This window comes from Bacteroides sp. 90-K9/2 (assembly GCF_047310725.1).
Classification (GTDB): Bacteria; Bacteroidota; Bacteroidia; order Bacteroidales; family Bacteroidaceae; genus Bacteroides; species Bacteroides vicugnae.
The window spans coordinates 836,197-862,429 of record NZ_JBCGVL010000001.1; the positions used below are offsets into that span (position 1 = coordinate 836,197).

General features: G+C 41.8%; 17 protein-coding genes. 5 read left to right on the forward strand and 12 right to left on the reverse strand.

The annotated features are described in order from the left end of the window. Positions 1–9: 9 nt before the first annotated feature. Positions 10–792 (forward strand): HipA family kinase, encoded by a 783-nt coding sequence (locus AAHJ11_RS03280; protein WP_195358738.1) that lies wholly within the window; start codon positions 10–12, stop codon positions 790–792. Beyond that, positions 770–1,153, forward strand: coding sequence for a DUF3037 domain-containing protein (locus AAHJ11_RS03285; protein ID WP_195649006.1), 384 nt, complete (start codon positions 770–772; stop codon positions 1,151–1,153). Before AAHJ11_RS03280 ends, AAHJ11_RS03285 begins: the two co-directional genes overlap by 23 nt. 25 nt (positions 1,154–1,178) lie before the next feature. On the opposite strand, the gene AAHJ11_RS03290 is transcribed toward AAHJ11_RS03285, so the two are convergent. Further along, complete coding sequence (locus tag AAHJ11_RS03290) at positions 1,179–2,795, reverse strand: hypothetical protein (RefSeq protein ID WP_320979032.1); 1,617 nt, start codon at positions 2,793–2,795, stop codon at positions 1,179–1,181. A 232-nt stretch (positions 2,796–3,027) separates the two neighbouring features. Between AAHJ11_RS03290 and AAHJ11_RS03295 the strand changes: the two genes are divergently transcribed. Further along, the gene (locus tag AAHJ11_RS03295; RefSeq protein WP_148366040.1) at positions 3,028–3,870 is read left to right on the forward strand and encodes an aldo/keto reductase; all 843 of its coding nucleotides are present in this window, start codon (positions 3,028–3,030) and stop codon (positions 3,868–3,870) included. A gap of 323 nt (positions 3,871–4,193) precedes the next feature. On the opposite strand, the gene AAHJ11_RS03300 is transcribed toward AAHJ11_RS03295, so the two are convergent. Continuing rightward, the gene (locus AAHJ11_RS03300; protein WP_148366038.1) at positions 4,194–6,149 is read right to left on the reverse strand and encodes a glycoside hydrolase family 97 protein; all 1,956 of its coding nucleotides are present in this window, start codon (positions 6,147–6,149) and stop codon (positions 4,194–4,196) included. Positions 6,150–6,220: 71 nt separating this feature from the next. Further along, the gene (locus AAHJ11_RS03305) at positions 6,221–7,102 is read right to left on the reverse strand and encodes an AraC family transcriptional regulator (RefSeq protein WP_148366036.1); all 882 of its coding nucleotides are present in this window, start codon (positions 7,100–7,102) and stop codon (positions 6,221–6,223) included. A 120-nt stretch (positions 7,103–7,222) separates the two neighbouring features. On the opposite strand from AAHJ11_RS03305, the gene AAHJ11_RS03310 reads away from it, so the two are divergent. Then, entirely contained in the window at positions 7,223–8,038 is an 816-nt protein-coding gene (locus tag AAHJ11_RS03310) for an SDR family oxidoreductase (RefSeq protein ID WP_148366034.1), read from the forward strand. Between the two features lie 30 nt (positions 8,039–8,068). Further along, positions 8,069–9,256, forward strand: coding sequence for a mannonate dehydratase (gene uxuA / locus AAHJ11_RS03315; protein ID WP_148366032.1), 1,188 nt, complete (start codon positions 8,069–8,071; stop codon positions 9,254–9,256). A 386-nt stretch (positions 9,257–9,642) separates the two neighbouring features. On the opposite strand, the gene AAHJ11_RS03320 is transcribed toward uxuA, so the two are convergent. The 9 genes from AAHJ11_RS03320 to AAHJ11_RS03360 all read right to left on the reverse strand — a co-directional run bounded on the left by AAHJ11_RS03320 (position 9,643) and on the right by AAHJ11_RS03360 (position 26,201). Next, on the reverse strand, positions 9,643–11,049 hold the full coding sequence (locus tag AAHJ11_RS03320; protein WP_195649000.1) for a glycosyl hydrolase family 28 protein: 1,407 nt from the start codon (positions 11,047–11,049) through the stop codon (positions 9,643–9,645). 14 nt (positions 11,050–11,063) lie between these two features. Further along, the gene (locus tag AAHJ11_RS03325; protein WP_320974290.1) at positions 11,064–12,362 is read right to left on the reverse strand and encodes an alginate lyase family protein; all 1,299 of its coding nucleotides are present in this window, start codon (positions 12,360–12,362) and stop codon (positions 11,064–11,066) included. Positions 12,363–12,420: 58 nt separating this feature from the next. After that, positions 12,421–14,460 carry an IPT/TIG domain-containing protein gene (locus AAHJ11_RS03330; RefSeq protein ID WP_413579064.1) on the reverse strand — a complete coding sequence of 680 codons (2,040 nt, stop codon included), beginning with the start codon at positions 14,458–14,460 and terminating at the stop codon, positions 12,421–12,423. Between the two features lie 49 nt (positions 14,461–14,509). Further along, on the reverse strand, positions 14,510–15,703 hold the full coding sequence (locus AAHJ11_RS03335; RefSeq protein WP_413579065.1) for a DUF5013 domain-containing protein: 1,194 nt from the start codon (positions 15,701–15,703) through the stop codon (positions 14,510–14,512). A gap of 36 nt (positions 15,704–15,739) precedes the next feature. Continuing rightward, a complete protein-coding gene (locus AAHJ11_RS03340) occupies positions 15,740–17,536 on the reverse strand; it encodes a RagB/SusD family nutrient uptake outer membrane protein (RefSeq protein ID WP_258980040.1) in 1,797 nt (598 codons plus the stop codon). A gap of 33 nt (positions 17,537–17,569) precedes the next feature. Continuing rightward, a complete protein-coding gene (locus AAHJ11_RS03345) occupies positions 17,570–20,818 on the reverse strand; it encodes a SusC/RagA family TonB-linked outer membrane protein (protein WP_148366020.1) in 3,249 nt (1,082 codons plus the stop codon). A 49-nt stretch (positions 20,819–20,867) separates the two neighbouring features. After that, positions 20,868–21,398 (reverse strand): sigma-70 family RNA polymerase sigma factor, encoded by a 531-nt coding sequence (locus AAHJ11_RS03350; protein ID WP_148366018.1) that lies wholly within the window; start codon positions 21,396–21,398, stop codon positions 20,868–20,870. 237 nt (positions 21,399–21,635) lie between these two features. Beyond that, positions 21,636–22,010, reverse strand: coding sequence for a hypothetical protein (locus tag AAHJ11_RS03355; protein ID WP_217721480.1), 375 nt, complete (start codon positions 22,008–22,010; stop codon positions 21,636–21,638). Between the two features lie 114 nt (positions 22,011–22,124). Further along, positions 22,125–26,201, reverse strand: a complete 4,077-nt coding sequence (locus AAHJ11_RS03360) for an ATP-binding protein (protein WP_342988119.1) — start codon at positions 26,199–26,201, stop codon at positions 22,125–22,127. Between the last annotated feature and the right edge of the window lie 32 nt (positions 26,202–26,233).

The window sequence follows — 26,233 nt, forward strand, 5'->3', positions numbered from 1 at the left end:
AGGAGCTACATGGATTTACGTACGGCAAATGTCACAAGATATATTCTTCCTCTGCGTGAGGGAGGTTCATTGCCTGCTTTGGCCGAAGCTGACGATGAATTTAAGTATGTAGTCAAATTCAGAGGGGCAGGACACGGAACAAAAGCGCTGATTGCCGAACTGATTGGTGGGGAGATAGCCCGTGCACTGGGGTTCAGAGTTCCCGAAATAGTTTTTCTGAATCTGGACGAGGCCTTCGGGCGGACGGAAGCGGACGAAGAGATACAGGATTTACTTCAATGGAGTCGCGGACTGAATATGGGATTGCATTTCCTTTCCGGTTCATTGACTTTTGATCCGATAGTACATCAAGTAGATGGGAAAACGGCTTCGCAAGTGGTATGGCTGGATGCCTTGCTGACTAACGTAGACCGTACCATTAAAAATACCAATATGCTGATGTGGCACAAAGAACTATGGTTGATTGATCATGGGGCTTCTCTTTATTTCCACCATTCCTGGACTAACTGGCAAAAACAGGCACTGGTTCCTTTTGTACAGATAAAAGACCATGTATTATTGCCGTTTGCCGATAAACTGGAAGAAGTAGATATCGAATTCAGACAGATATTAACTTCTGATAAAATCCGTGAGATAGTCAATGCTATTCCCGACGACTGGTTGAACTGGACGGAAGGTACAGAAACTCCACAGGATTTGAGAGAGATTTATATTCAATTCTTAGAAGAAAGGATTAAGCATTCCGAAACATTTGTAAATGAAGCGCAAAATGCAAGAAAGGCACTTATATGAATACGCAGTCATCCGTTTCGTTCCTAAAGTAGAACGGGAGGAGTTTATCAATATGGGGATTGTATTGTTTTCCAAACAAGCCAAATACCTGAAATCCCTCTATACGATAGATGAGAACAAACTAAAACTGTTTTCTTCCGAACTGGATATTAATTGCCTGAAAGAAGGGTTACAGGTCTTTGACAAGATATGCATGGGAAATAAAGAGGGAGGAGCTATAGCCAATATGGATATTCCTGACAGATTTCGTTGGCTGACCGCAGTAAAAAGTTCCTGCATACAGGTGTCCCGCCCGCATCCGGGATTCTCCGCTGATTTGGATAGGACTTTGGAAAGATTGTTCAAGGAATTGGTACTCTGACTCCTTGAACAATCTCTTTGTCAAACTAACGGGCAGTAATGTAAAAGCTTCGCTCCACTGCTTCAGCAGTCTGCACTTTAGGTTCCCCGCTACGTCCATATTGCCAAGCTACCACTGTCACCTTTACCGGAAATTTTGCACGCGGAGGAATTTTAGTCAATACCAATTTATCCCCCTTTATTTCTGCCGGTCCTTCTTTTACATAATAGTAAACCGGAAGACCGGAGTCAGCAGTTCCTTTCAAAGTTATTTCTTTCACTGAAGCCTTTACATCGGATAGTTTCGGAAAAATAATACGTTGGGGTATTCCTTCCTTATTCCGGTAAGGAATACGAATTTCTACCTGCTGAACGGCACTCCGGTAGCTATGATCCTGTTTTACGGAAGCCATCAGACAGATGCTTCCTGTGCGTTTAGGATTATCCAATCCCATCCGATAGAAACGTACAGTAAAAGTTGTATCATTCACCACTTCCACCGGACCGCAGATTCTCGACATTCGAATGGGACGTGTACTGTGTTTTTGAGAATATTCGTTCCTTAACGTATCTGTGTACACAGCTTTCAAATGGAAAGTAACTCCGTCCGCCTCGGGTTGAAAAGAAGGAGACATACGTACATGGGATTTCGGATTGAAAGTAATCAGTTTTCCTTTTTGCTCAAAGCCGATGTACTGCTCTGTCTTTCCACGCTCATTGGCGTAATATTTTTCTGTGGCATCTGCCATTTCTTTATCAAAATACCAAAACGCATGGGTCTTGTCTCCTTTATACTTATCATAGGAAGCGGCTTCGGCTGTAGGCTTTTCATTCTTTCGCCAACGGTCTGCCAGCCATCCATTCTTTGCTTCTACCGGAATTAACAGAACCGGAGTATTCGATGGAAAATGGCTTGGCAACCGGTATTGCACTGCCTTTTTCAGAAAGAGAGAAAGATAATCAATCAATTCATCGGATATATCGAAATGTCCATGTCCTGCATCTGCAAGGAATGAAAGGGGAGCATTCGGATATTCACGGCGATAATCGAAGGAAGTTATCAATCGGTCTTCCCACCATTCGTCCTCCCCCATTACCATTAATGAAGGAATACCTTCAATCGTATGGTTTCCCCAATCCAAATTTGCACTTCCGTAGCCTGTCAAATGAGTTCTGGGAGAATCACCGTGAATAGAAAGTACGGCCAATGTACGTTCGGGATTCCAAGCGGCAAAGTTCCACGGATAAGTAGCCATTGCCGAGTGTCCGATAGGGATGACCGGGGCAAACTCCAGTTCTGTATACCCGCTTATTTCAGACAGGTTCTTCATCATTGTTTCAAAGATTTGCTGGGTACCTTTTGTCACGTCCCATCGTTGGTCTATTCCGGGAGTTATCCATATCTCTGCAATCCCAAGTTTTGCCATATTTTCCCGGAATCCGGAATGTTCGAAAATTGTCTCTTCGGTCATATTATGTTGCCCGACGATGACGGCACGGACTTGTTTGCAGTTTTCCGGTATCCACAGATAAGCAGACGGGTGGGCGTTTGTTTCTTCTGAAATCAGCTCTTTTATTTCTACTGACCACTGCCAAGGAGCTGCTGCAACTCGGGTAGTCTGCATGAACAGAGATAACAAAACAACAAGAAAATATTTATTCATAATGCTTCTTTTAATTGATTTAACTTCCTATATTACGAATATGGAAAACAAAACACTCAAAAAACGACTATATATATGAAAGATTTAATGCAAAGACAGGGTTATCCGTGAAAATGGTAGCAAAAGCCGTAATTTATATAAAAACAGTTTACCTTTTACAAACTAACTTTGCATACAGGAGATAAAGATAATAAAAACATTAGAATACGATTTTAATTTAATAGGATTGATTATGGAAAAAGTAAAATTGAACAATGGCATTGAAATGCCTATTTTAGGTTATGGTGTCTATCAGGTTACGCCTGAAGAGTGTGAACGTTGCGTGTTGGATGCAATCAGTGCAGGTTATCGTTCCATTGATACGGCACAAGCCTATCATAATGAGGAGGGTGTAGGAAATGCAATCAGTAAATGTGGCATTCCGCGTGAGGAACTGTTCATCACTACAAAAGTATGGATTTCAAATGCCGGTTACGAAAAGGCCAAAGCTTCTATCGAAGAATCACTGCGTAAATTAAAAAGTGATTACATCGACCTGTTACTTATCCATCAGCCATTCGGTGATTATTACGGAACCTACCGGGCTATGGAAGAAGCATACAAAGCCGGTAAAGTTCGTGCTATCGGTGTCAGCAACTTCTATCCCGACCGCTTTGTTGACTTGGCGGAATTCTGCGAAATCACTCCTGCCGTCAACCAAGTGGAGACACATGTTTTCAACCAACAGATAAAGTTACAGGAAGTCATGAAAGAATATGGCACTAAAATTATGTCATGGGGGCCGTTTGCCGAAGGACGGAACGACTTCTTTACCAACCCGACTCTCCAGGAAATCGGTAAAGAATATGGCAAATCAGTGGCACAGGTCGCACTACGTTATCTGATTCAACGCGATATTATCGTGATTCCTAAATCGACTCATAAAGAACGTATGATTGAGAATTTCAATGTTTTCGATTTTTCTTTAACACCAGATGCTATGGCGGCTATCGCTGCACTTGATACAGCTAAGACACTTTTCTTCTCTCATAATGACCCGGAGATGGTGAAGTGGTTGATTAATTATAGTAAATAAGGAAATGAAATCCCCTTTACTCCTTTTGCTACTTTCATTACATGAAAGACAAGGTTAAAGGGGATGGTCTCATTAATTGCGCTCATTATAAAATACTACGAATCAGCTATTGAAAATAAACTATCATTCATTTCCGCACGGTTATGAGTGAAATTATAAATAAGGAATTAGGCACGGATTACACGGATTTCACGGTTTTAGCGTAGTGAGTGCGCAAAGCTACCGTGTAATCCGCGTAATCCGTGCCTAAATTTTATGACCTGTTTAATTCAAAACCGTACGGTTTTACTCTAATTCAACTACTGATTTACATAAAAAACAATTTATTTTTCCAATAGAGTGAAATGCAATGCGGCCCCGCCACTTGCTTTTAGCTTCAAAACAAGTTTATCTCCGGCTTTTATCTTCTTATGAGTAGTACGTACTTTCGTTCGTGTATTCAGCTTGTCATCATCTTCATAGAGATGAAGCATATACTTCTTTCCCGGTTCCAGAAAATCCGTAGTCAATGTAATTGTGCGGGCTTCCGTATTTGTCATTGCTCCTACAAACCAGTCATTCCCCGAACGACGTGCCTGAATGATATATTCACCAATTTCTCCATCTAACGCACGGCTGTCATCCCATACACTCGGAATGGCTTTCCAAAATTCCAGTTCTTCTTCTCCTTGGTAGAATTCCGGTCTGTCATACCAAAACATAAATTGCAAAGGACTGTAATACACTGCTGCCATAGCCAACTGATGTGCTTTCGTATTCTTCACCCGGTTATTGAAATAGCAAAGCGTATAATCTCCTGCACCTGCCAGATAGCGGGTGAAAGGAAGAGTCGTATTGTGTGTGGCATCCGGCATTTCTTCATTACCACGAATACCCTCCTGCGTCATCAGGTTAGGATAAGTACGACTGAATCCTGTCGGACGATATTCGTCATGAATATCTACCATCAGACCGTATTCTCCACATTTACGGACTGCATCATGCAGCCAAGTACTCCAACGCTGATTACCAATCTGTACAAAACCGAACTTGATACCTTTCAATCCCCATTTCTTATACAAAGGCAACAGGGTATCCAACTGCTGCACTAATGCACGCTGATTGACATACACCATAAGTCCGATTCCTTTCGATCCGGCATATTTACATAAAGCAGGTATATCAAGGTCTTTATCAGGAGAGACAGTAGTAGCATCCGAACTCATTTTCATTTCCGGTCCGTACCAGCCGGCATCCATATGCACATACTGAATGCCCCGCTCTGCTGCAAAGTCGATGGCAGCTTTTACTCTTTCCTGTTTCAGGTCTCCCGAACGGAATACTTTTCCCGGTCTAATCCAAGAAGTATCAGCCAGTTTGCATGCCGGATTCAGATTCAAGACAATATCATTATTATTAATTAAATCGACCGGACGTTCGCCAACCATGATTACACGCCACGGAGTACTGTAAGGAGAAATAATATCGACGCTACTATACAAACTTGTCTCCAAAGTGGAAGGTTTATCTGTCGATAAACGGAATTTACCACGGGCATAATCCACCATTTCCGCTTCCAGCAGAGCTACGGATAATCCGTCAGGCAGTTTCAAAGTCAAAGGACGCTCACTCTCCTCTTTGCCCCATCCTTCCAACGGACGAAGTATGCAAGGTCCTTGTGCCCAACGCTCGTAATATGCCATCGTTCCTTCAGGCATTGTGAAGCTGGTCTGCTCACCGATGATATGCAAGAAAAGTCCGTTTGTCGTTTCCGGAAAATGATAGCGGAAAGCAACTCCTTCATTATAGGCACGAACGATAACGTTCATAAAGTAATTCTTACGCTTATCATAGCCACCGTCTCGGTTGCCATCCCCTTCTCCCTTCTTGAATTTCAAAGTCATCTCATTGTAGCAGTCACGTACTTCCGCACGTTCGCCATATACAGGCTTCCATGTTGCATCCGCCTTTCGTTGTTCAGTCCCTGTCAATTTCAGATTTTCACACCAAAAATGACAAGTATCGTTCGGAACGCCCAACGCCGACTCAAACAGTTGATTCTCAATCAGAACTCCTAATTTACTTTCTTCAATCACCGGACGGTTCTTATAAGTCAAGGTATAATACATTTGTGCATTATCCTCTCCCACCGCACGCTGATAGAAGGTAAAGCGGTAAGCTCCATCAGGAGACATCAGTTCCTGGCGGGTTTCTGTCATCACATCTTGCGCTTTTACCAATGCCGGTATCACCAACAACAAAAGCAAAATTCTTTTCTTCATTCTTCTATTTACGTTCATGTTTATTCATCTTTCCTATTATATACGAACGAGAAAGATATTATACTCAAATGTTTATTTCCTGAAAAAGCTTATTCCATCTGCTCTCTATATAAAGTCGGTGTCATTCCTGTCACCCTTTTAAAGATGCGGTTAAAATGTACAGGTGATTCAAATCCGCAAGTAGCACTAATTTGAGATATATTCATCATACTACTATTCAATAGTTTACAAGCATATCCGATACGCATATCAAGTACATACTCTTTGAATGTCTTTCCTGTGTTTTCTTTAAAGTATCGGCAGAAAGCAGCAGGGTTCATCGCTGTGTAAGAAGCAATTTCATCCAGACCGATAGACTCGGTATAATGTTTATTCAAATAAGCAATCACCTTTTCCATTCTTTCATTACGCATGATGGAAGGAGATGGGGTATAATGGGAAGTAGTCAGATATTTCCTGTGATTATTGGTAGCCATCATCTGTAAAAGTGAAAGCAACAGGATGATTTGCTCCGCTCCCCTGGCAGAAGGTATCTGTTTTAATAGCTTGATAATTTTCCCTGAGTGGACAACAGTGAATTTAATCCCCCTGCAAGCATCTTCCAATAAATTCCTGATAGGAATAAACTGGGAGTATTGAGAAATAGAATAATGCATAAAATCTTTCTCAAACTGAATATTCACTCCTTTTACTTTCAGTTTGGATTTTTCTCCATTATCGGATTCTTCTCCGTCATCCGGTGGGCTTTGCATACTATGAGGCAGCTCGGAACCGAAAAGAATCAAATCACCTTTTGAATAAGAGATAATGCTGTCACCTACCAGGCAATCCCCCTCTCCCTCCTCTACATAGATAATTTCATACTCATTATGAAAATGCCACGGATACGTAAAACGCGGATATTCATAAAAGCGGGCACGGACGGGATTGGAAGTCGTAATAGTCAACTTCTCATTCATTATCTTCTTCATAAATCTCCTTTCTAAACTACCTTTGCAAAGATAGGTAAATATCTTGCAAAAATACGCATCATAGCATGTATAAAAACCCGCTATTTTTGCATCAATTCATAAAAACATTTGATAGAAACCATGAACGAATTATTTAGTATTGCCGGTAAAGTTGCTGTTATTACCGGAGCAGGTGGTGTACTGGGTGGAAATATTGCCCAACACTTTGTACAGCAGGGAGCAAAAGTAGTCGCTATTGACATTCGTCAGGAGCAACTAGACAACCGTGTGGCTGAACTTAAGCAATACGGTGACGATGTAATCGGTATCATCGGTAATGTACTTGACATCGCCAGCTTGGAGAAAGTAGCCGAAGAAATCGTAGCCAAATGGGGACAGATCGATATTCTATTGAACATTGCCGGTGGCAATATGCCGGGAGCTACTCTTGAACCGGATCAGCACTTTTATGATATGGATATCTCTTGCTGGGAAAAAGTGACTAATCTGAATATGAACGGGACAGTCTACCCATCTATGATATTCGGTAAAGTAATGGCAAAACAAGGCAAAGGATGTATCATTAATGTATCCTCAATGGCAGCATACAGTGCTATCACCCGTGTACCGGGATATTCGGCTGCGAAAACTGCCGTAGCCAATTTCACTCAATGGCTGGCAAGCGAAATGGCACTTAAATACGGTGATGGCATCCGTGTAAACGCCATTGCACCGGGCTTCTTTATCGGCGACCAAAACCGTCGTGTGCTCATCAACACGGACGGTTCACTGACAGATAGAAGCAAGAAAGTATTGGCTAAAACTCCTATGAAACGTTTTGGTGATATTAAAGAATTGAATGGCGCCGTGCATTTCTTGTGTAGTGAAGCCGCTAGCTTCGTAACCGGAGCCATGCTACCTATCGATGGTGGTTTCAGTGCATTCAGCGGAGTATAAATAATCGCTCCTTAATAAAGAAAAGAAACTATGATGGAAAAAACTTGGAGATGGTTCGGCAAGAAAGACAAGATTACCTTGCCGATGCTCCGACAAATAGGGGTAGAAGGGATTGTCACTGCCCTGCATGATGTACCGAATGGTGAAATATGGACAGTAGAAGCTATTAACGATTTGAAATCATACATCGAATCGTATGGGTTACGCTGGTCGGTAGTGGAAAGCCTTCCTGTTTGTGAAGCAATCAAATACGCAGGAGCGGAACGTGAACAGTTAATTGATAACTACAAAACAAGCCTTGCCAATTTGGGTAAATGCGGCATAAAAACAGTTTGTTACAACTTCATGCCCGTTATCGACTGGATACGTACAGACTTGCAATACCCTTGGCCGGACGGTACCAGTTCCCTGTATTATGACCGCATCCGTTTTGCTTATTTCGATATCCGAATCCTAGAACGTGAAGGAGCTGAAAAAGATTACACTGAAGAAGAACTTCAGAAAGTTGCCGAGTTAGATAAGGTTATCACAGAAGCAGAAAAAGACGCTTTGATTGATACCATTATCGTCAAGACACAAGGTTTTGTCAACGGCAATATCAAAGAAGGAGATAAAAATCCGGTTGCCATCTTCAAGCGGCTACTCGCTTTGTACAAAGATATAGACCGCGATACTTTGCGTGAAAATATGCGTTATTTCTTATCTGCAATCATGCCTGTATGCGAAGAATATGAAGTTAATATGTGCGTACATCCGGATGATCCTCCATTTCAGGTATTAGGTTTGCCACGTATCGTTACCAATGAAAGTGATATTGAATGGTTCCTGAATGCCATAAATAATCCTCATAATGGATTAACTTTCTGTGCAGGCTCTTTGAGTGCAGGCGAGCATAACGATACACGTGAGTTGGCTAAGAAATTTGCAAAAAGGACTCATTTCGTACACCTGCGCAGCACGGCTGCCATGCAAAGTGGAAACTTCATTGAAAGCTCCCATCTTACGGGAAGAGGACATCTGATTGACCTTATCCGTATCTTCGAGAAGGAAAATCCGGGATTACCGATGCGTGTAGACCACGGACGAATGATGCTGGGAGATGAAGATAAAGGCTACAATCCGGGATATTCTTTCCACGGACGTATGCTGGCTCTTGCACAAGTAGAAGGAATGATGGCTGTGGTGGATGATGAGAAAGAACGGCAGATTATATTATAATCTTGCAGTACTGATACAGTACAGAGCTTCGTCAGAGCAATAACCTAGTTATTTGTTTCAAGGCGGGAAATATTTTGTTTCACGGTGTGAAACAAAGTGTTTCGTTACTTGAAACTGATGGTTTCCCGCCTTGAAACTTTAGTTCCAAAGGCTCGAAACTCCAGTTCCAAAAGCGGAAAACTATAGTTTCTAAAGTTGGAAAATTCAGTCTCAAAGACAAGAAACGACCATTCCTCCGGGCCTTTAGTTATGATCATATGTGAGGGTAAATTTTACCCTCACACTACCCTCACCTTTACCCTCACCCACGAAAGTTCGATGGATAAAGGGATTGAGAGCCGGGTGAGAGTGTGAGGGTAAAATCAACACAATCTTTTATTTGTTAGCTACTTTATCCGTATCTTCCCTACAAAATCTTTTTTATCTATATTCAGTTCTTCCAAAGAGGTGATCCGTTTGCCGTTCAACACGATGTTTTCAAACAAAATATTCTCAACCTTCCTATTCTTATCATAACCTTCCATCAAAGAAGGATTGATATATTTCCCGATACATGAAATATTACGGAACGTTATGTTTCTGACACCTCTGCCGGGCCCTGTGTTATATTTTTGGTTATACATCACCCGAAGATGAAACAACTGTCCTTCCTGAATATGCTCCACACGAATATCCTCAAAAGTAATGTTTTGTGCCAGATTGTGATCTCCTACGTTGATAGTCATGCAGCCTTGATAATCACGATCGTCCTCATCATGTTCCAAGATATCGATATTCTTGAACAATATATCTTCTAAAACTTCATCTCCTGTTTTCGTATTTCCATGTGTACCGATATTGATGGGGTGAGCAATATCCGCCCATAGTGTAGAATTAAGTACACGGATATTACGAGAATCTCCATAATAATTCCAACGATGCGTATAGATGGCTATACAGTCGTCTGAATTACGAAGAAAAACATCATCAATCACTACATCCGAGCAGGACATAAAATCCAATCCGTCACTCCAGCCCTGATAACTGAATGATTTCAGGTTTTTGATAGTGATTCCTTGCGATTGCCCACCGGAAACAGTGTAGTGACGGGAGTTGACGACTGTAATTCCATCAATCAGTACATTCTTGGAGTATGCCACCGATATTCCCTGCTGCGGTTCAAGCAACATACCGTGTCCGAGAATCTTTACATTCTCTACGCTGTCGCAAGTCAGGCAACCTTTCAGCACCGCTCCACCTTCCAGATAGACAGTCGTGTTGGAAGGAATACGGAAGCATTTGCCTGCCACATCAGTGGGTTCGTGTATACCGGACTCAAAATACATCACATTCGGATCATTCTTATCAGGCACATTCTCAATGATCGGATTGGCAAACACATGCAGATTATTCAAACGGTCACCGTTGAACTCTACAGAGAGCTTTTGCGGTTTATCCAATGTGAACAGCAGAAAATTTCCGTCTATCTCCGGCTGAATGCCTTTGGATAACGGACGCACTACTGCTGAACGGAGTTCTCCGTTATTCTTTTGCACCAGCACTTCCACTTTACCGGAAAAATCAAACTGTACCATGGTTGCATCCGACTTGGTATCCATATCCACCTTTACATTATATTCATAAAGATCTACCCAATCTTTTTCACCCACTTGACGTACCTTTACTGTGTAGTCATCGTTGTGACGGGCATAGTAGATACCTTGTGGCACCGGATAGATGACAATTTCTGCCTGTATAACTCCTGAAGTCATTACAAGTAAAAATGTAAACGCTATTCGTATCAGTCTATTCATTTTAAGTTGTTCATTTATTTTGCATACATCAATGTACCAAGTCCAAGTACATCATATCCGCCGGAATTAGCATCATAATAACCGCCGCCTCCTTCTATTCCTACATATTCGGTAGCAATCTTAGTGTATTTGAGATTATCATCCGAGATGTTTTTTACCCCTTTGTAATGATAGTAAGGCAACGCCCATATCGCACGTTTGATCCATTTACCGTCACCAAGTGCTGTTTGCTCTTCCGGAATCGGATATCCCCATTGACTCTGTTTTTGCCATATATAAGTAGTATATGGTACAGTCTCATTGGTGTAATTACAACAAGCGGCATATTCGCAAGCCCGCATGAACAGATTGTCATCATAGGCAAAGAAATCGTCTCCCTGACTCCATGCCAACTGGCAAATAATTCCCATCAATCCGACACACATCAACGTGTGCCCTTGGTCACGTCCACTCTCCTGCCATTGAGCAAAGTTATAGTCTGGTGCATAATCGTGATAGATAGCACGACGTAAACGTCCGTTTGTATCACCAGTCTGCAAATGGTCGATACCTTCGTTATAAATATCACGACGATCGGTAACGATGCCGATAGCCATTTTAGCCGCTATATTACAAAGACACCAGTTAGCCCAATAATGTAACGCATTCGTATCGTGATGGCGTTTCAGGAAATCGTCATTAGCAGGATAGAACACTTTAAGTAACCAATTCTGGAAAGCTGCGAAGTCCGCACGGTCCCATCCTCCATAGTCCCTCAATAATTCACCGGCAATAGCAAATTCATAACCATAAAGTCCTGCGGCAAGTGATAAATTCGTATTACCCGTTACACCGACGCAAGTCTGTACCCACTTATTCAGATTCTCCACCGCTTTTGCCGCATATTCATCATCTTGTTCAATCTTCCAACGAAGCGCTTGCTGATATGCGATAGTAGCCCCTCTGGCTGCATTCATATAATTTTCATCACCGGAAATTCCACGTTTAATCCATTCCGTAGGATAAGTATCTGCCGTCTTCTGCGAAAACTGACTTTCTACTAATAATTGATAAGCACTTACCCAAGGCTCTTCTCCGGCAGCTTTTTTATCCCGGATACGCTGGAAATCTGCCTCCGTATGCAACCCTTCATGCAGCATGGGTTCTGTTGACGGTTTAAGTTCAACCTGTTCCAAATTTACGTTATTATCAGGAAGGGGAATTTTATTCAAATCAGTTTCCACATTGACACCCGGAAGGTCAATGCCGTCACCACATCCTGCCAAAAACAGGGTAGCAAATACTGCGGTTATATAATATATCTTTTTCATCATACTTTTGGTTTAATGGTACACCGCATCTACCATTGATTACGGTGTACCCAATTATAGTTTATTGCTCTACTAACTCTAATTTGAAATTATCTATCTTAGCCCGCCCTTGTTTTACTGTAATCGTACAAACAAAACCAATGACCACATCGGTAGGCTCTTCCACAAGAATATCAACGACTACATCAGCCGTACCGGAAATAGAAGCATTTGCCAGACTCTTACTTGGTATATCACTAGTATTTGCCATCTCATTGCCTTTACAAACCGCAACATAACCGGTAAAACCTCTGCCGTCATATTCATAAACGTGTGCCGTCAACTTATATTTTCCTTTTTGAAGATGAGATGTCTGATATACCTTACCATCATTTTTAGGATTGTCAAATCCCCAATCTGTTTGTAAAGCCAAACCGGCGTCACTTCCATCACCATATTTCGTTTTAAATGCCAAATCAACAGCAGCACCTCCTTCACCGGCAGTCAAGTTAGAGTTCTGAACTATCCAATAAGCGGCTTTTGCCCACTCTCCTTTTTTATGGAATCCATTATCTCCACCTTCTTTTACATAGTCAAAAGGCTGTTTATAATTCATAAGTACATATTGAGAAATATCTCCATCCGCCGGCAGAGGTTGTAATATATCACTCTCTACGGGCTGTGTAATGCCTTCAAACACCATTGTTACTTTTCCACCATTGAAACCTTGCGGAACTGTTACTGTTATAGCAGTCGTAGTAATCTCTTTAACCGCAACAGGTACGGATATTCCCTCAAAAGTAACTGTAACAGAATTCTTATCCGTTCCAAAACCTTTTCCTGTAAATGTTATTTCCTGTCCGGCTTTTACTAATGTACCATAAGGATAAATATACGGTGTTTCAACGGAAGTGATTTCCGGAGTTTCCCAAACCTCAAATGTGCCCGATTCGCCCATCTCTATTTCCCTACCCTGAATGATCAGTTTAATCTTCACCGGAGCTTCAGATGAAACTCCTTTTGGAACATTCACTACAATATTACCTTTATCATTCAGTGTCACTTTATCACAAACTGTTTCTCCGAAAAAGACCTGAATATTTTCAGCTTTCGTACCAAAGTTCTGACCAATGATCGTTACTTCCGCATTAATATATCCGGCTTTCGTTGAAATGCCTGTTACTGTCGGCATCGGTAATACCGTATATTTCAACTGTGTCCCAATAGTTTCAAACGGAGTGATGACAGTAATTGTATAATCTCCGGCTTCCAACGAAACAGGTACAGTGAGTGGAATACTCTTATCTGTCAAATTATCAGTATCTATTGCAGCTTCTACAGGTTCTCCGCCAGCTTTAGAGAAAGTGACTTTCAAAGGCTCCAACCCCTCAACAGACCTATCCAGCAATTCTTGCACAAGATTGGTTCCTGTTATTACAAATTTACTGCCTGCAAAACCAGATGGAACCGGTTCGCCTTCCTTAGGAATATCAAGCGTTGCATGCTTCAACACTGTGAAAGGATAAGATGCTAAATCAATCGTTTGTTCTGCCATAACAAGTGTCATGACTCCACTGCCAGCTGTCTCGGGAACTTTGGCTGTAAATTCGGTATCAGTAGGCGTACCCACAATCTCCGCCTTTTCTGTGGAAGTTCCAAAAGTCAAAGTGTATAATGCTTTAGAAGAAACAAATTCTTGTCCTTCGAAAACAATACTGGCACCCGGAAAACCATAGGAAGGTTTCACTACACTAACACCCGGCTTACCAAGTACACGATAAACAAGATCAGTCTCTACACGTTGTCCGAAGACTTCAACGGTTATCTTTCCGTTTGTTGCAGATTCCGGCACTTTCGCAAGAATTGCATCGTCGACACAGGAGACTACTGCTGCCTCCTGGGAACCGATAAAAACTTTCACATCTTCTGTTCTGATACCAAAATCACTGCCACTAACGGTAAACTCATTCCCAACATATCCTTCTACAGGATCTATCTTTGTTACAGTTGCCACAGGATCAGTGTAACTCATTGGAACAATTTCTTCGTTATCCTCGTCACAAGCAGCCAATGCGAAAAGCGAGAGGAAAACGGGAAACAGATAGTTATATATTTTCTTCATAATCTTAATTATATTATCACGATGAATTACTCTTTTTTCTTTTTCCACATCATTCAAGAATCAATTTCAATTCTGTTACCTTAAAGTATGAATTGCCTTTGGCCAGAGAAGTAAGGAATCCAATGACAACATCCGTTGTCTCCGCCACTTCAAACGAAGGTGTCACCAACGTACCCGAATCATCATTTGTACCAGCTTTATCATAGACCACACAAACTCCATCTAATTGCTCAATATCAGCCACATCCGGTATATCACTCTCACTATTTCCTTTAGCTATTAATGCAGAAATAAAATTCCCCGCATCATTTACTACCAACGAATAGGCATAAGTAACTTCCAATCTATACTTACCAGGACGGAGCGTAGCAACTTGCCACATTTTCCCATTCGCATAAGCTTCCTTGTCCCATCCATTCTGGAACGCTAATGTGAAGCCCTCTGCTGCTTTATACTGCATTCCGGTAACAGTAGTATTGTTTTTTGCATTGAAAGATGCCTTATTCTGATTCCATACTGCCGGAGTCCACCATTCACCGTTCTTCCAATTTTCGTCATTTGCCTTGGCAAACGGCTGCTTGTAGTTTTGGAGGTAAAGCACTGTCACATCACCCTTTGAGTTAGGATTAAACATTGCACTACCTGTCATTGTATATCCATGAATAGTTACAGTCACATTACCTGTCTTATAATCTGCAGGAGTTGTCGCAACAATAGTAGATTCATCCACCAGTTCAAATTCAGCCGGCGTTCCGTTGAAGCTGACAGAAATATCAGATGGATCCGCACCAAAGTTCTCACCTGTTATAGTAACCCTGTCTCCCGTATCAGCTACCCCCTCACCGTCTTCACTATCAGAGGTCACTGTAATGACACGTGGTATCGGCAATACTGTATAATAACCGATATTCTCCACCTTTTTATTATAAATCTGTAAAGACAGATTGCCTGTTACTGCTGTTTCCGGCACTTCCACTACCAAACGGTTATTTTTGCAATCGAGCACTTTATTTGATTGAGCTTCACCGAAGAAGACCTTCACAGCTTCTGCACGGTCACCAAAATTGGTTCCCGTAATAACTACCTGTGTAGTGACATATCCGTCCGTTGGATAAATGCTCTCCACTACCGGCACAGGATAATCATAAACTCTATACTTGGGATCTTGCTCACAACCGGAGAAAAGTGCGGAAACACAAGCAAGTATTGCCAAGTGAAATGTATATTTGAATAAAAACTTCATATAATCTATGGTATTATACGTTAAACGATTGAATGATTAATATCCCGGATTTTGTACCAGATTTGAATTCAGGTTGATTTGATTTCTTGGAATCGCCCACAAATAATCTCCCTTAGTAAATGCGCAGTCGGATGATTTGAGGAGCACTACACAAGGTAGTTTACCTTTACCTGTCTCTACTTCTTCCGTCCCTTTCGTAAAAATAGCCGGATTGAAAGCACTGGTAGCATTCCCGTTTTCGTCTATAAATGCCGTCGGATAGCTGGCATTACCTACTACCGCACCGCAACGAGACTCATTCAGATTCTCTTCCGCAATGCCCCAACGTTTCAGGTCGTCGCAACGGAAACCTTCCATATAGAGTTCCAAAGCACGTTCACGACGGATCTCATCCAGCATTACCTGATTAACTGTCTTACTCGCATTTGCCGGTACTCCTTCCTGAATTCGCTTTGCCAATGCATTTGTCAGGTTGGCAATTCCTGCACGGGCACGGACTTTATTTATTGATTTATTCAACTGGTCATCTGATATTTCACCATAACGTTCCATTACAGCCTCGGCATAGTTCAAGTATACTTCTGCCAACCGAAGTACCGGATAATTGGCCGATTCATCTTTACTTTGGCGTTGAATATCAGTAATAGCAAACTTGGAAACACCATACCCACAGTTCTCAACTGTCAGACTCGTAGCATATGAACCCACATAAGAGGTCAAACGGAAATCCCGGTTCTGAAATTCGTCCCCCGGATTCTTATATCCCTGAAATTTATCAGACATACTGACCGGAAGCCCGTCGGTGCATAAAAACATATCAATTAATTTCCGACTGGGACGCATATCCGTATAAATCACCTGATTCAAAGCAACCTGTCCTTTACGCGTTTCCTGACTATATACAGAAGCTATGATAAATTCCTTGTTCGTCGCTCTTCCTGCACCGGCAGGATTGCTAGCTTCTTCTTCAATATTAAACAGGTAACGGCTACTCATATTTCTCATCGCTGCTACATTATTATAATTCCAAAGAGAATAAACAGCATCCCCCATCACAGTTTCGGATAGTTGAAGAGATTCTTCCAGGAAAGCATTTACTTGATCGGAAGCCGGACCGGCAGAACCTTCAAAATCGGTAGAAGTGCCATTGTATTTACGCCAAGTAGCTTCATAAAGTAACACACGAGCCTTAAATGCCTGTGCAGCCTGTTTGCTGATTTTACCTTTGTCGGCAGAGGTTATATTCTGCTCCAACGGCAACCCTGCGATAGCCTCATCCAAATCGGAGAGAATCAAGTTGACAACCTCATAACGGCTATTACGTTTTCCATATAATTCCGATGAAGTCACGTCGAGAACTTTCGTAACGACAGGCACTCCGCCAAAAAACTTTAATAAGTAAAAATAGTTATAGGCACGAAAGAAATGACCTTCGGCTAATTCTTTTTTAATATCCGCCAAATTACCTGTATAGGAAGAAACTGCCCTCTCAAACATGTGATTAGTGGCACGAATATTACCATAGCAATTATCCCAACGACTATCGTCATTAGGAACTCCCATCACACCGGTTCCTACACCATACGAATATCTGAAACAAGTGGAGAGATCGGATGCTGCATCCATGTGATCGAATATACTTCCATAAGAAGATTGCCATCCTAATAATTGCCCGTAAAGCCCGTTAGCATATTCACGGAAATGCTCCGGAGTTTTGAAATAAATCACATCTGTCTTGGCATCCAGTGGTTCCAAGTCAAGGAACGTATTCACGCATGAAGAAAATCCCAGTGCGCAGGTGCAAATTAATATATAGTTCGTTATCTTTTTCATATCTTCTATTCTGTATTTAATTTTCCATAGCTACTATAAAGTGACGTTCAGACCGAACGACCAAGTACGTGCAAACGGGTATCCACTGTTATTGGAGGCCGCTCCCATTTCCGGATCGAAACCGTCTCGAATACTGGTAGCTTCCCATAAATCATTACCAGAGAAGTAAACACGTACTTTTTCCAATTTCACCTTGCGCGTCCATATCTGCGGCAATGTGTAGCCGACTATTAATGTCTTCAAACGGATATAGCGGTTATTCTGCATCATAAAGTCGTTATTCTGATAATTCCAGCGTGCAAGATTCGCATTAGTAGTCAAACGAGGGAATTCCGCATTCGGATTGCTCTCTGTCCATGTTTTTCCCAAATATGTCGGGTTCTGATTGGCGGTACGTGTTTGAAAAGGATAAGCCATCCAGTCATTACGGATAACATACTGCTTGCCGACACCTTGGAACATCGCGTTCACATCAAAACCTTTCCATGATCCTCCCAATGTGAAACCGAAAACAAAATGTGGATTGGAGTCACCGAGGTATTGCAAATCGCTATTCTCATTCCCTGCACCGGAAATCTTATAATCACCATTCAAATCCAAACGTTTGGTATCACCCGGACGCAACCGGCTTGCACTTCCTGCTCCTACACCAGTCAAATCTTCTTTACCCTCTCCATAAAGTGCATAATAGCGATCTACTTCCGCCTGATCTTTAAAGTAACCATCTGTGCGATAAAGGAAGTACGAATTCAATGGATATCCATTCACGGCCGCATTCCAACCGGCCCCATAAGAATCTGCTCCTTCCATCTCTTTCAACAGACTCTTTGTATCACCAATATTAAAGTTGGCATAGTAAGAAAAGTCTTTAATCTGGTCGCGCCATCCGATAGTAAACTCCCAACCTTTTACATTCAAATGACCACTATTCGTTTTAGGAGATTTACCTCCTAATACGCCCGGATAGGTGACATTTACCAACATACCGGTATTATCTTTTATAAAATAATCGAATGTAGCTTTCAAGCGATTATCGAAGAAGTTAAGATCGATACCGAAGTTTTTTTGTGAAACTTTCTCCCAAGTACGGTCATAAGAAATTAAACCACCGAAACCTGAAGATACCTGGTTGGCAGGTATAGTTCCAAAACCGGCCGTCCCAAGAGAGACAGTAGATACATAATCGTAATCGCCCAGCCCAACATCATTGCCTGAACTACCATAGCTTAAACGCAGCTTACCAAAAGAAAGAACAGGCTTTAGAAACTCTACAAATTGTTCTTCCGAGAACGCCCATCCCAAAGAAACGGAACCGAAGCTTTTGAAACGGTAACCGGGAGCAAACTTGGAGTTTCCGTCACGGCGCCCCATCAATTCAACCATATATTTTTCCGCATAGTTGTAATTCAAACGGGCAATATATGAATAGGTACCATTATGAGTCTTTCCTCCCCCGTTCCCCTGTGTACCTGTAGCCAGATTCAGATCGTAAATTCCGACATCCTCAAACTTCTCACGAGCGGTAACCACTTTTTTAGTCACCCATTTCTCGGCACTGATACCGAACATGGCATCTATATTATGTACTTCGGCAAATGTACGCTTATATTTCAATAGCCCTGAATAGTATTGATACCGGGAATTGTTTGCCTGTACCAGATATCCCGGCTGATGGGAATCTTTAAAATTCATCACATCTTGCGGAGTACTAAGGGTTTGTGTTGTTTCATACACCAACTTCGCCGTCTGCTCGCCGAACCAATTGTAGCACTGTACCGGAAGCGAATAACGTTCCCTGCGATATTCCTCATTCTGAAAGGAAGCAGTACCCTCGAAAGTAATTCCTTTCCAAATATCCACCAATGCTTTAAAATCAACACGAGTGGTCAGATTCTCTCTCTCGTCACGTCCGCCATCCGTTGTAGCTGCTGCCGCATTGCGGTCACCTACATTACCGAAGTTAGCATACCATTGTCCATAAGGATTCTTAGCCGGAAAGAATGGAGCATCATTCCCGTAGAGTGTACGATCGATACCATGTGTGGGCGTTTCGGTATTTGTTTTAATCATACTGGCTGAAGTCTCCAGTTTGAACCAATCGGTCAATTTGATTCCGTAGTTCAAGCGCAAGTTCAACTGTTTCTGTCCATCATAAGCAGTGGCCAGATTGGCTTGGTTATCGGCATAAGCTAAAGAAATACGGTAATCGGATTTATCCGTAGAACCTGCTACACTCAAGTTATGCTGGTAGGAATAACGACGGGCAAACAATTCATCCAGGCGATTGGCATTACCTACGAACATCGTACCCCAATCGGCCACAGTCGACTCATAAATACCTTCAATGCCTTGAGCCATCTTTTTCAGATTTTCTTCTCCCCAGCCCCACCAGTCATGCTCCGGCATTTCCTTATTGGCTTCCAGCCACATGGTGGCATATTCCTGCATACTGGGAGAGAAAGCCATAATGCCATTAGTGGTGAAACGCATATTGAAGCCATAATCTACGGTGGTCTTGCCCTTACCTTTTTTGGTAGTTACCAAGATAACACCATTGGCTGCTTTCGCACCATAAATGGAAGCTGAACCGTCTTTCAAAACACTAATATTTTCAATATCATCCGAATTTAGATTTTGGAATGACTCTGCATTCAATACAGGTACTCCATCTACAATAATCAACGGACTACCTCCATTGACAGATGTCAGACCACGAATCTGGAAATTCAAACCTTCATTACCCGGACGTGAGGAAGAACGAGTGACTACCAAACCCGGAGTAGCTCCTTGCAAAGCAGCACCGACATTGGTAATGGCACGGCTTTCCAATACCTGGCTACCTATTTGTTCTACCGCCCCTGTCAATGTCGCTTTTTTCTGTGTACCATACCCCACTACAACAACCTCATCCAATGCATTATTATCTTCCTTTAATACTACCTTAAAATCAGAGCGGTCATGAAGGTTAATGATCTGATCTACATATCCGATATAGCTAATTTTAATTTGTTTGGCATCAGCAGGAATATTCAGTGTAAACCGACCGTCAATATCGGTAATCACTCCTGCATTGCTTCCTACGACCACTACATTACAACCAATCAATGGTTCACCATTCGCATCTGTCACAAGACCTTTGATGATACGGCCTGTCTGGGCTACCATCAAACTCTCTTCTACAGAATCATTTGCATAGAGCAATACACCGGGCGAACCACCCAGCAGCATGGCAAAAGCCAATGCGACTCCTTTTGAACACAAGAATTTGGATTTAATTTCCATAATACTATTAAATTGTTAAAGTTAATATGTGTTTTTCCGAATCTGGTATTTAACCGACTTTGGAGAATTCATTTTTCAAACAAGTACGAACAGTTTTGCGAGCCAGCAATAATTGACATTCTACTGTACGGGGAGATAAGGACAGCTTTCCTGCAATGGCAGGACAAGACAGTTCATGATTGAAACTAAGTTCATAGATCTGGCGGCGTTTGACAGGAAGAGCTTCCATAACTTTGTCGTGTATCTTTTTTAGTTCACGATAATGAACGGCATCTTCTGTGGTATTCCGACCGATGTCTTCCATCCTATTATATATATAGGCGACAAAATCTTCCTGTTTATAATAACGACGAATTTTATCAGTTACGATATTGCGGGCGATAGTAAAGAGCAAAGACCAGACTGTATCTTTGTTCACGAATGCCCTGTGTTCCCATAAGCGGACAAAGACATCCTGCGCCAAATCTTCCGCTTCGTGCGGATGGCAAATGCGGATAGCGATGTAGTTCTTGATATACTCCTTATATTTAAGGTAGCATTCAGAGAAAAAGTCGTCAAATGTAGCTTGCTGTTTATTCATGGCATTAAATTTATCCGTTTAACGATGATACAAAAGTAGGAACAAGTTTCGAACTAAAATATCACAAAAGTAACAGATAACAAAACTATCGTAACAAGCGTGTATTTTTGCAAAAACGTCCCATTTCATCGGGATAAATCTAACGGTCACTCCAATAAAAAAGGGGATGCCGTTACATTAGACGACTCCCCTGTTCTTAAATTTGCATGGATGAAAGCTTTCATCCGGAAGGATTCATTATTTATTATCCTGCGATGTCTGGAAATCCGGTATACGTTTTACGTTCGCACCTTTCATCACACCTCTTTTGATCGCTTCATTCGTATCGGTGATTTCTTTCTTCACACGTTTATAGTATTCTTTCGTCAGTCCTTTCTCTACCGCTTCCGATTCTGTTACTGCCCAAAGATACTGATAATCCATTAACATCAAATCCGGTGCCACTACTTTAAAGAAAATGCTGTCATCCGCAAACTTTTCACGCAAATCGCCCAAATAGATTGTATCTGCCGGATTTACTTCTTTACCACTCGCATTATTTTTTGAACTGCTACCTCCGCAAGAAGATAACATCAAACCTCCTACCAACGAAATTAAAACTAATACTTTCATATCAATATATATTATAAAATAAAACTTCTTCTGCCCCAATGTGAACAAGATCTTACAATTATCTCACTTATTCAGCGCAAATGTAATAATTAAACTACAAATACAAGCACAATGTCATTCTTTTCTTCCCGATTCCTCGGCATATTGCTTGGGTAGCACCCCAAACATTTCTCTAAAACACTTCGAGAAATAGCTGGGTGAACTGAATCCTACCCGGTTCGCAATTTCAACAATCGGCAACTGGCTTCCTTGTAATAACTGTGCCGCCCGTTTCAAACGGATGCTGCGGATAAAGTCCGTCGGTGTGTGTCCGGTGATGGATTGTAGCTTACGGTAAAGGCTCATACGCACCATACCCAAATCCCCACTCAACTCTTCTACACCATATTCCGGATTGTCCATGTTCTTTTCTATATATTCCAGACACTTCTGTATAAGCTGTTCGTCTACTGAAGTAATAGTGATAGCACTCGGATTTACTTCTATGTTTTTACGGAATTCCTGCTTTCTCTTTTCCTGTTGCTCTATCAGTTTTTCAATGCGCACCATGAGCATATCAAAGTTGAAGGGTTTCGACATATAAGAGTCTGCTCCTACTTCATAGCTATTGATCTTGATATCATCGGCAGTGCGAGCCGTCAACAATATCACAGGTATATGGGAAGCCTGCACATTCGTCTTGATCCGACGGCAAAGTTCGATACCGTCTACTTTCGGCATCATAATGTCGCTGATAATCAGGTTCGGATTCTCCTCTATCGCTTTTCGCTCTCCTTCCTCGCCGTCTGCTGCTTCAACGATCTGATAGAAATCTTCCAACTGTTCTTTCAGGAAAGTACGGAATTCCTGATTGTCCTCCACTAACAACAGTTTCTTCAGGTTATCGTCAACTATGGATGTAGTGGTTTCTTTCTCTTTAACGTCCGTTGTTTCCGTTCCGACAATTTCTTCCGGCAGTTCATCCGGTTCCGGTTTCAGATCCATCGGCAGCCAAACGGTAAATACTGATCCGCGATCTATCTGACTGTCCACTTTAATGCGGCCACCATGTATATTTACATATTCCCTTACCAAATGAAGTCCGATGCCACTGCCTATTTTTTCGTCCCCTTCATTTCCTACCTGATAGAAACGGTCAAAGATATAGGGAAGATCTGATTCGGATATTCCGATTCCGGTGTCGGATACGGATATTCTCACGTAGTTTCTTCCTTCTATTTCTTCTGTTGCAAGCAGTAAGTCTACCGTCCCGCCTTCCGGCGTATATTTAAAGGCGTTGGACAAGAGATTATTTACAATCTTATGTACCTTGTCCCGGTCGAAGAACATATAAAGCGCTCTATGTTCCGATTGGTTCACGAAGTTAAGATGCTTCTCTACTGCCATTGGCATGAAGTTGTTATAGGCCGAAACAATAAATTCCTCCATATCGCCGTTCATCAGATGCAACCTCTCTCCTTTCATTTCCAGTTTGCGGAAATCGAGTAGCTGATTCACCAATGACAATAGGTTTTGAGCATTCTTATAGATGGTATTCAGTTGTTTTTTCATCGCATCGTCTGTCAATCGACGTATCATCATATCCAATGGCGTGATAATCAACGTCAACGGAGTGCGGAGTTCATGGCTTATATTTGTGAAGAAGCGGAATTTCATCTGATCCAGTTCTTCTTTCTGCTTCAACGCTTCTTCCTCCTGCATACGAATCATCTTTTGCCGGTTGCGGCGGTTTATTACATAGATCAGCCCGAAGATTAAGAGAATACCTAAAATTGCATAGAAAACACGAGCGGCCAGTGTATCCCAAAACGGGGGATGAATTACAATTTTGAATGCAGACTCCGGTCCCCATATCCGGTCGTTTCCGGCAGCGGACACACGGAAGATGTATTCGCCCGAAGGGAGATTATTATAGACAACACGTCCTTGTCCATTCTCAAAAAGGGTTTCTGTCCATTCCTTGTCAAATCCTTCCAGCTGGTAACGGAAAAAGGTTTGGGAAGGATTGGGGAAGTTCAGGCCGGAGAATTCAAGTGTAATGTAATTCTCATCATATTTCAACTGTACTTCGTCCGAATAACTCAATGCTTTGTCAAATAAGACACGCCCGTTATATGTTTCACCCGAAACAACCGGAACATTAAACAAGCGGAATGAGGTAAACAGAGGACGATTGAGGCACTGATTATCTATCATGTTTTCCGGTGAGAAAGCGATAAAGCCGTTCATCAACCCCAGGAAAAGCTGATTGTCCCTGGTCATTAACGAAGGGAAACTATATAAATCATCCTGACGGATTTCATCTTCCGACAGACAGCTGATTACATGAAAGCCGTATTTATCAGCTCTTCTGTCTACTTTTATCTTATAAATAGAAGTGACTGTCGAAATCCAGAGATCATGGTTCTTATCTTCTACTACGTTCAGGATGGCTTTGGACAGACCTTCTTCTCTCCCTAATGTGTAGCTTTGCCCATTGTGAGTCAAGACGCTCAAGCCATATTGAGTGGCAAACCATAAAGTTCCCTCATGGTCTTTGAGTATTTGGTTGTACTTGATACTTCCCTGATTGAAGATTGAATTAGCCTGGCCGTCTTGCTCCGGTATCCATATTTTATTCGTTGCAGGATCGTAAATGTAAAGTCCGTTATCACTGCCTACGACCAACCGGGATTGGTTATCTATGGCCAATGCATTGGCTACTTTGTATTTTTTGAGTTCGGGGAACTGTTCGGACAATAAGTTTATTTGCCCGTTTTCCGGATTGAATAATCCTACACCACCATATATACTTACCCACAACCGACCGGAAGGGTCTTCGACCATGACACGGATATTACTGAAATCCAGTTCATTCTGATAATCCGTATCGGGATAATCGTAAGACCGTACCTTTCCATGATCTATACAGTAGAGTCCATCGTGGTATGTTCCGACCCAAACACGCTTCTTACTGTCTTCATAGAGTACACGGCAATTCTTCTGGCTGAATTCATGATAGAATCTGTTCATTCTCTTAGTCTCCGGTTCATAACGATAGACACCTTGTGTAGTACCCATCAGAATTTCTCCTTTAGACGTTTCGAGCATACAGCGTATTTCCTCTCCTTTCCAGTCGCCATTTATCATCTTTTTATTGTACAGCACTATTTTATTCATGCTGGGATGGTAATAGCACATTCCCTGATTATAGAGTCCTATCCAAACAGAATTGTTTTCCTTGTCGCAATAGATACTCTGAATGCCATTACGTACTGTATTACCTGATAATAAAGGAATGTCCTGTGTCCGGGTTACAGAAAAATTATGCATATCAATGACATAGAATCCATCGATAACGGTTCCTACCCATGCATTTCCACCTTTATCAATGTCCATAGAAGTGAACCATGAATAGTGTCCGAGTCGGATACCTGAAATTTGATTCCATTTTTTATTATAGACATCATAATAGCCTACTCCACGATCCCACATCAGCCAAAAGTCACCATTGTCGAGTATCTTCAGAACTACACGGTCATCCGGTTTCAGTTGGTCTTTCAGGAAATCAAGTTGCTGTACAAAACGTTTCTTTTCCAAATCGTAGCAACGGATAGCTCCTTTCTGATGAACCATCCAACTGTATTTTCCATGACTTTCCACCCCGAGCAATCCGCCATAGTATTCCATAAACTCATCGTTCCTGCAAACCTGCTCGATTGATTTTGTCTCTGCATCGTACATATAGACAGAGGAACCCGGTGTCAGAAACCAACAGTGTTTTTCAGAATCAATGATGATATCCGCCACTTTATCCTTTAAGCCGAACTGTTGGAATAAAGAATCTACGTTATATATATACTGTTCGGTAGTCAAATCGAAAACACGCAGGCTCTTACGTTCTTTCATCCACAAACGTTTATCAGCATCAATATACTGTTCAGGAATGATATGGTTATATGCTATCGAATATTCGCCATGAATATTGAAAGGGAAATTTGAATAGTTCGCACCGTCATACAGGCTTAACAGCACAGTGCTTCGCACACCGATACGTCCGTCCGGGATGGGGAAAACGCTTTTTACATAGTTATCCGGTAATCCTTCGACAACTCCAATCTGGCGGAATACATAAGGGGACTCTTGCGAGCTAATATAACCCGGATACAATAATCCCATCAGTATGATTAACAAACATATTCGAATTTTCATGGCCATCTTTTTTTGTAGTACTATTATTAAGT